This is a genomic window from uncultured Aquimarina sp., from assembly GCF_947492965.1.
Taxonomy (GTDB): Bacteria; Bacteroidota; Bacteroidia; order Flavobacteriales; family Flavobacteriaceae; genus Aquimarina.
In genome coordinates, this window is the sequence record NZ_CANLOZ010000009.1 from 143,223 (window position 1) to 151,861 (window position 8,639).

7 protein-coding genes are annotated in these 8,639 nt (G+C 33.4%); 1 reads left to right on the forward strand and 6 read right to left on the reverse strand.

What is annotated here, in order from left to right; translation table 11 throughout:
• Positions 1–3: 3 nt before the first annotated feature.
• The 6 genes from Q1B37_RS20195 to folE form a co-directional block, all read right to left on the reverse strand.
• Complete coding sequence (locus Q1B37_RS20195) at positions 4–1,482, reverse strand: cryptochrome/deoxyribodipyrimidine photo-lyase family protein (RefSeq protein ID WP_299901789.1); 1,479 nt, start codon at positions 1,480–1,482, stop codon at positions 4–6.
• Positions 1,472–3,007, reverse strand: coding sequence for a cryptochrome/photolyase family protein (locus tag Q1B37_RS20200; protein ID WP_299901792.1), 1,536 nt, complete (start codon positions 3,005–3,007; stop codon positions 1,472–1,474). The genes Q1B37_RS20195 and Q1B37_RS20200 overlap by 11 nt, the downstream gene beginning before the upstream one ends.
• A 3-nt stretch (positions 3,008–3,010) precedes the next feature.
• Positions 3,011–4,312, reverse strand: coding sequence for a DASH family cryptochrome (locus Q1B37_RS20205; RefSeq protein WP_299901795.1), 1,302 nt, complete (start codon positions 4,310–4,312; stop codon positions 3,011–3,013).
• A gap of 16 nt (positions 4,313–4,328) precedes the next feature.
• On the reverse strand, positions 4,329–4,472 hold the full coding sequence (locus tag Q1B37_RS20210; RefSeq protein WP_299901798.1) for a DUF2256 domain-containing protein: 144 nt from the start codon (positions 4,470–4,472) through the stop codon (positions 4,329–4,331).
• Positions 4,473–4,989: 517 nt separating this feature from the next.
• Entirely contained in the window at positions 4,990–5,592 is a 603-nt protein-coding gene (locus Q1B37_RS20215) for a flavin reductase (protein WP_299901800.1), read from the reverse strand.
• Between the two features lie 63 nt (positions 5,593–5,655).
• Positions 5,656–6,354 carry a GTP cyclohydrolase I FolE gene (gene folE / locus Q1B37_RS20220; protein ID WP_299600238.1) on the reverse strand — a complete coding sequence of 233 codons (699 nt, stop codon included), beginning with the start codon at positions 6,352–6,354 and terminating at the stop codon, positions 5,656–5,658.
• 385 nt (positions 6,355–6,739) lie between these two features.
• Between folE and Q1B37_RS20225 the strand changes: the two genes are divergently transcribed.
• A complete protein-coding gene (locus Q1B37_RS20225; RefSeq protein ID WP_299901803.1) occupies positions 6,740–8,548 on the forward strand; it encodes a PDZ domain-containing protein in 1,809 nt (602 codons plus the stop codon).
• Positions 8,549–8,639 lie beyond the last annotated feature (91 nt).

Sequence of the window (8,639 nt, forward strand, 5' to 3'; positions counted from 1 at the left end):
CTGTTAAATTTTTCTGTTCGGTAATGTATGTTTTTTTAGGATTCGATATCCTTCTCTTTTCACCAATGCATCATCTCGCATTTTCCAGAGTGTATCGCTCGCTCTTTTCCTAGTACTATTCATTTCGACAATAGGATATGGGTAATCTTTTCCTAATTCGAAATCATGAAATTGCTGTTCTAGTGGTGGCATTTTATAAGGTTCATGTATATAAGCAATTGGCAAATTGCTCAACTCTGGAACCCATTTTTTTATAAAAACACCTTCTGGATCATGGTCAATACTATTTTTTATGGGATTGTAAATCCTAAGCGTATTAATTCCCGTTTCTCCAGCCTGCATCTGAAGCTGAGGAAAATGAATACCTGGTTCAAAATCTAAAAACATACTGGATAAGTGAGCACTCGCCTCTTGCCATGGTTGCCAAAGATTATGCGTAAAAAAAGACACTACCAACGCACGCATTCTAAAATTTATATACCCAGTTTCCTTTAAACATCTCATACAAGCATCTACAAGAGGATAACCTGTCCTTCCCTCCTTCCAGGCAGCTTTGTATTCTTCTGATATTTGTTTTTTTAATTTCCGATATCCTTTATTAATACTTTCGAACTCCATGATATCTTCCATCTCAAATTTTTGTACAAAATGAACTTGCCATTGTAATCTGGAAGTAAAGGCATCTATTTGTTTTTTACTATCAGATGTGGCTCGTTGTTGAATAGCATATTGCCATACCTGTCGAATAGATAAGTTCCCCCAAGCCAAATATGGGGATAACCTACTACAACCTTTACGAGCTAATTCTGGTTTCGAAATATGAAAGCTATAATTCTTATACCTTCCTTTAAAAAAAGAAACTAAGTATTGATATGCTTTATTGGTACCTCCTTGTTGAAAATTAGTATCTGGTACCGTATCTAGGTTCTCGATATGAAAAACTTTCTCTAATTCACCTATTTTTTCTAATGAAATAAAACTATCAGGTTTCGGATTAAATTCAAATTGAGATTGATTCATGTAATGCTCACAATCGTCTCTCCAACTCTCTCTGTTTTTAAGACCTCTATGAATACCATTATTGTTATTTTCCACCCATTGAATCAAATTGTTTTTACAAAATCTCGAAAATGCTTTATCTCTTTCATACGTCTTTCTTATTCCAGTTTCTTTATGAGAAAACACCTGATCTATTTTCCAAAATTGTTGTAGTGTTCCGATTGTATGAATAACTTCAGAAGAAACACATAGGACTTTTGTATCATATACTTTTAACTGTGTATTCAGATCAACTATAGACTGTTTAATAAAGTTCCAATGACGTTGACTATAGTGTTTATCTTCTTTTAAAGAATTCTCAAAAACATACAACAACAACGTTGGCGAATCCGTCGCAATTGCGTTATAAACTGCCTCGTTATCTTGTAATCTAAGATCTCGTTTAAACCAAACTATATTTACATGTTCTTTATTAGTACTCATCAGGATTTGCTATTATATGATTAGCCCTGGCTTTTAATTTGTGTAGCTTTTCTTTATCCATTTTATGCAAGAGATTCAACATCATGGACATTCGCTGGTTATTTTTGAAATATCCTTGCTTCTCATCTAAAAAATTCCAGTATAAAGCGTTAAAAGGACACGCATCATCTTCATGTTTCTTAGATACTTTATACTCGCACGATTTACAATAGTTACTCATTTTATTGATATAACTACCACTGGATACATAAGGTTTGGTTGCGACCAAACCTCCATCTGCGAATTGACTCATTCCCCGAGTATTCGTAATCTCTACCCACTCGATAGCATCTATATAAATTCCTAGATACCATTGATCCACTTCATCTGGATCGATCATGGTTAATAAGGCATAGTTTCCCGTAATCATTAATCGCTGAATATGATGTGCATACGAGTCATCTAAACTTTGCTGAATGGCAGAACGTAAACAATTCATTTTGGTATTCGCTGTCCAATAAAAATCAGGGAGCTTATTTGCATTCTGAAGTTCGTTTAGGTTTTTGTAGGCTGGCATTTGACTCCAATACATTCCTCTCATATATTCTCGCCAACCTAAAATCTGCCTTACAAACCCTTCGACTTGCGATATATCAATTTCATCTTGTCTATCTCTCCAATATTCAATGACTTTAGTAATTACTTCCATTGGATGTAACATTTTGCTATTCATTGCAAAAGATAACCTACTATGAAATAAGTATTTTTCTTCTACATGCATTGCATCCTGATAGTCTCCGAAATACACTAATAAGTTTTCGCAGAAATAGGTAAGTAACGAAAGACATTCTTTCCTGGAAGTTGGCCAATTAAACTGTTTCGGGTCAATATTTCCAATAGTACTAACTTCACAATCATGAATTAGTTCGACAATCTTACTTACATCTTTTTTGAAATCTTTCTGACTAGGTATTTCCGGTTTTCCATTCCATTTTTTTCTATTACTATGATCAAAGTTCCATTTACCGCCTTCTGGGTCTTTTTTGGTAAGCATCATGATATCATATTTCTTGCGCATATCACGATAAAAATATTCCATGATATACTGCTTTTTACCTTCAAAAAAGTTAGCAAAATCAGTTCTGGAAGTCAAAAAGTGTTCCGTATCAAATACCTCAAACTCTATGGATAGAGTTTCACAAAACTCTTTTAACTGCATATCCAGTCGATACTCGTCAGGGAGTTGATATTCGAATTTAGTGATCCCATTATCCTTCATTATCTGCTCTAAGTTACCAACTAAGTCTTGTTTATTTTTTTCATGATCTAGCTGGTAATAAACCACCTGTTTCCCTTGTTCTTCTAGCCAAGAAGAAAAGTTTCGCATACTACTAAAAAAACCAACAACTTTTTGAATATGATGTTTGGTGTAATCGGTTTCTTGTCTCATTTCTGCCATAAAGTAGCAAACATCATCTTGCACAGCTTCTTTGTACCAAGAATGCTCGTAATTTAACTGGTCGCCAAGTAGTAATCGTAATATCATAGGTTAGAATAATGTAGGTTGAAGCCAAAGATTTTGAAATTTTTGTTGTGGATCGTAACGTTCGGATTGGAGTTGGATATTAAATTTTCGATCTCTGGGGTCATTACCTACTCCTGCCACATATTGCCAGTTTCCGTAGTTACTATGCACATCATAATCTATTAAGGAAGATTCAAAATAAGAAGCTCCTATTCTCCAATCTAATTGTAATTCTTTTGCAAAATAAGAAGCTACGTTTTGCCTCCCTCGATTGCTCATCCATCCCGTATGTAAAAGTTCGATCATATTTGCATTTACAAAAGGCTCTTTAGTTTCACCCTGAATCCATTGCTCAATCTTCTCTTGATTTTGAGACCAAGAATATTCTTTATGGAGTATGCCGTTTCTCTTAAACAAATCATTACCATGTTTTAGGGACACATACTTGAAAAAATCTCTCCAAATCAATTCAAAAATCAGCCAATACGTACTTTGATTCTTTTCGATCTCTTTCTCATAATCACGCACCCGATGATAAATAGTACGCGCGGAAATAGAACCATTAGCTAACCATGCGGAAAGTTTAGAACTATAATCAGTTCCCAATAAACCGTTTCTAGTTTTCTTGTAATATGAAAGCTTATGGGTTTTCCAAAAATAGGATTGTATCCTTTTTAATACTGCGCTTTCTCCTCCAAGGAAAGGAAATGCCGTTCTTGAGTCAACCTCAAAAGTTTTGAATCCTAGATCCTCCAAAACGGGTATCTTGGTTTCATTTTCTATTAAATTATCTGGTTCTAATCCTGAAATATCAACTTCACTTGCAACCTGTACATATTTTTCACATTTTTTTCTAAAGACAGTAAACACTTTGGGGACTGCCTGAATATCAAAAGGGATATCCTGTGGATCAAATAAAAACTGATCGTAAGAAGTTACCCAATCTATATCTTGACTTTTCGTTGCATTCCTTACCGTTTTGTATGTATCTGTTTCTTCTGTTGTCCACTCTTCTTGGCTATAGATTGTATTTACCTCATAATCTTCAATTAAATTAGGAATTACATCCTCAGGTTTCTTCGTATAAACTAAAAGGGAAATATTTTTTTTGAGTAGATTTTCTCGTAAATCATTCACCGACTCAATAAGAAACTTCGCGCGATACTTTCCAGATTTCTTGAATCCGAATTGACCCACCTCGAATAATCGTGGATCAAAACAAAAGATGCCGATTACACGATCATTTTCATTAGTAGCTTTATACAAGGAGGTGTTATCAAAAACTCTTAAATCATTTCTAAACCAAACCAAACCTGTTCGTTTCATGTATTCCTTTTGTTTTTTAACCTTTTACTTTATTTCTATTATTTCTACAACGCACACTACAATATTGCACCTCTTCCCATACTTTTTCCCATTTCTTTCTCCATGTAAATGGCCTTTCACAGACCTTACAATTTTTTGTTGGGAGATGAGATTTTTTCATATAAATATTTTGTTTAATAAAATTACAAAATACTTAAACAAAAAAATAATCAGAATACAACTTTAACAGGATATAAGGAAATGTTTGAAAAAACCGATTAACCTTATTTCAGAGATTGAAAGAGCGTACAAATGAATATGCATGTCCACACAACTGTTCTGAGCCAGTTGTTTCTAATCAACTTAACTATTACCTCATCATTGCCTGTATTATCAGCAATTTGATTGTGCATTGGCACAAATTGAAAAAAAGTAGAAAACCACACTAATGCCACTAACAGTATATGGAAAATATTTAGCAAAGAATAAGGTCCTAGCAACCTGATAAAGCTGGTCACAATTTGCCCCAACATTAGAGGCATAACGATCATACCAATTCTGAAGGCGTAAATCCTATGCCAATTAACAAGATTATTAATATTGTAGTATTTAAAACTAGGATAAACTATTAACTGTACAATCCATATAAGAATTACTAACCCAAAATCTAACAACAACTGAATTTCGAGAAGATTCATTTAATTAAAATCTGGCATTTCGGATACTCTTACATAAGGAAACTCTTCTATTTTATTTAGGCTGTAATAGGAATTCAACCCAGAAATACCAACAGTATCCATACTACTTAAATCAAGGTCATCGTTATGTTGAAATATCTCCTCTGGTAGTATTAGATGATCTATTTCTCCTATCATTAAAATAGTCCCATTAATAGCTATATCAATAGATTCCACAAACCGCAAACCAATTTTTAGATTACTTTCCTTTACGAAAGGAGCCTCAAAATCATTAATAAATTCTTCTGTTAAACCACATCTGTCAAATTCTGATTCTTTACTATCCAATTTTGCCGAAGTATAATGTGCTTTTTTTACAAAAGACTTATGCACATGGTTAATCGTATAACAGTTATTCTGCAGAATATTATCATAGGTGTGTCTGGGAACATCACCAACGGGCCTCATAATAAAACCCATTAACGCAGGATCACTCCCTAAATGCACTACTGAACTAAAAATAGCCACATTACTTACGCCATCATTATTTATAGTACCAATTAGATTTGCAGGTTTGATTCCGGATACAGCATTAATTATTTTTAAACGCTTTACGCGCTCCATTTTCTTAATTTGTTCCTTTGTATAATGCATATGGATAGTTATAAAACCGAATTTTAAACCTGATTAGTTATTTAAATAATTCTGAAGCTCTGCTATTTTCTCTGGACTATTAAATGCACCTCCATAATACGTTGTTACTGTTGCAGAGGTATCATCTTTTACCCCTCTAGAAGAAACACAAAGGTGTTTTGCATCAATAATTACAGCGACGTCTTCAGTTTGTAAAACTTCTCTTAGCTCCATAGCTATTTGATTTGTAAGACGTTCCTGTACTTGCGGTCTTTTTGCATAATACTGAACAATTCTATTTAATTTTGATAAACCAATAACTTTTCCTGAAGAAATATATGCAACATGAGCCGTTCCTATAATAGGAACAAAATGATGTTCACAATTAGAATAAAAAGTAATATTCTTTTCTACGAGCATTTGCTCATATTTATATTTATTATCAAACAGCGCTACTTTTGGTTTGTTTTTAGGATCTAAACCTGAGAAAATTTCTTCTATATACATTTTAGCAACACGATCAGGAGTACCTCGCAACGAGTCATCAGTAAGATCTAATCCCATTACCTCCATTATCTCCCGAAACAAATAAGAGATCTTTTCTTTCTTCTCTTCATCTGTAATATCAAAAGCATCTTCTTTCATTGGAGTTTCCATACCTGTACTGATATGATCATCTCCAATTTCATCAATGGAAAACCCATTTAGACCATGTCCATTTGTCTCTATCAATGTTTCTACTCCTATTTTCATTTAAATTTTATAGTGTTTGTTGAAAATATAAAAGCATATATACTCATCCATTTTCAAATTAAAATTTATTTTTCATTCAAATTTACAAAACTGTTTAACTTTTACAGCTATTTATTAAACAATAATTAACATATATTTTTATAACCTTCAAAAATTAAGAAAATCTTGTGATTCGTTTTATCTTATCCTATTCAATTTTCGTGCCTTTAATTTGTGCAGTTAAGAGTTTGTTGTATTTTTGACATCTGTTTTTGAATAAATTATCATGATTTATTTATTTTCAGAGCCCCAGATATATTTAAAACTTCCCACCTAACATTGGCAATAATTTGTATTATTTTTGCCGCATTTAAACGCATGTATCTTTTAACCAAAAACTCTTTTAATGAAGTCTTTTAGATTTTTCTTTTTACTTTTATTTCTATTCTGTATTTCTTTCGGCTATTCTCAAGTAAGAAATGAATACCAAATTTCTTTTGATAATGCTGTACATCATGAAGCTGAGATCAGCGCTAAATTTACTAATTTAGAAAGTGGCACTATTTCGTTAAGAATGAGTAGAACATCGCCGGGAAGATACGCGCTTCATGAATTTGCTAAAAATGTTTATAATGTCAAAATAACCGACAGTAAAGGTAAAGATGTCACCGTAACTAGACCTAATCCTTACCAATGGGATGTTTCTGGACATGATGGCACCATAAACCTGTCATACACCTTATTTGCCGATCGTGCTGATGGCACATACTCACAGATAAACGAGACACATGCGCATCTTAATATGCCCGCTACCTTTATGTATATCCCTACATTAAAAGATAGGCCAATAGAAGTAACTTATTTGGTAAGAGAGGATCTAAACTGGAAAGTTGCTACCCAACTAATCCCATTAGGAGGAAACAAATTCCTAGCACCTAACCTACAATATTTTATGGATAGCCCTGCTGGAATTAGCAATCATACAGTCAAAGAATTTAAAGTACCAGCTGCCGGGACTGAATACACTATAAAATTAGCACTCCTACATCCGGGCACAGAAGAGGAAGCTGATCAATACTTTGAACAAATAAAAAAAATCGTAGAACAAACAAAAGCTATCTATGGAGATTATCCGAATTTTGATTATGGAGAATACACTTTTATTGCCAGCTACATGCCTACTGTTTCGGGTGACGGAATGGAACATCGTAACTCTACAATCTTAACTAGCACTAGAAGCCTAGCAGATGGAGGTATGGAAAAAAACATAGGTACAGTAGCTCATGAGTTTTTTCATGCTTGGAATGTGGAGCGAATTCGTCCAATTTCCTTAGAACCTTTTGATTTTGAAAATGTAAACATGTCTGGTGAACTTTGGTTTGCAGAAGGATTTACAAGTTATTATACCAATTTAATTTTATGTAGAGCAGGTATTATCACTCCGGACCAGTATATTGATAGCTTAAGTAAGACCTATAATTATGTATGGAACTCTCCTGCACTTCAATATTTCAATCCAATAGAAATGAGTTATCAGGCTCCTTTTGTAGATGCTGCAACTTCTATGGACCCAACCAATAGAGAAAACACATTTGTATCCTATTATTCTTATGGAAGTATGCTTGGATTAGCTTTAGATCTTTCTCTTAGAGATAAAGACGATCTTAACTTGGATGACTACCTAAAACTTGTCTGGACAAAATATGGAAAAACAGAAATTCCGTATACTATAGAAAATCTATTCTTTACCTTAAGAGAATATGCAGGAGAATCTTTTGCTGATGATTTCTTTGAAAAGTATATTTTCGACAGTCAGATTCCGGATTTTAAAAAACTATTAGGTTCTGTAGCGATATATCCTAAAACTAATGCTAAGAAAGCCTATTTAGGGGTAGATGTTACTTTTGATGACAATGATAACGCCGTAGTTTCTAAATATGTAAAAAAAGGAACACCAGCATATACTGCAGGTATCGCTAAAGGAGATGTGATCGTTGCTATAGACAACAAATCATTCTCTGACCTTGGTACTTTTAACGATGTCATTAGTAAATACAAACCAGGAAAAAAGGCAACATTTATATACAGAAGACTTGGAGAAGAGAAAAAAGCTTTGATAAGATTTGGTGTTGATCCTGAGGTGGTGATCACTCAATTTTCGAAACCAAGTAAAAAAGCCTTATTAAAACGAGAAAACTGGTTGAAAGCAAAATAATTTTCTTTTAACTTTGAGTCGTCCTAAAATAGGTTGACAATTTTACAAGATTTTATTTAATCCCTTGAAGCTAGCTTCAAGGGGTTTTTTG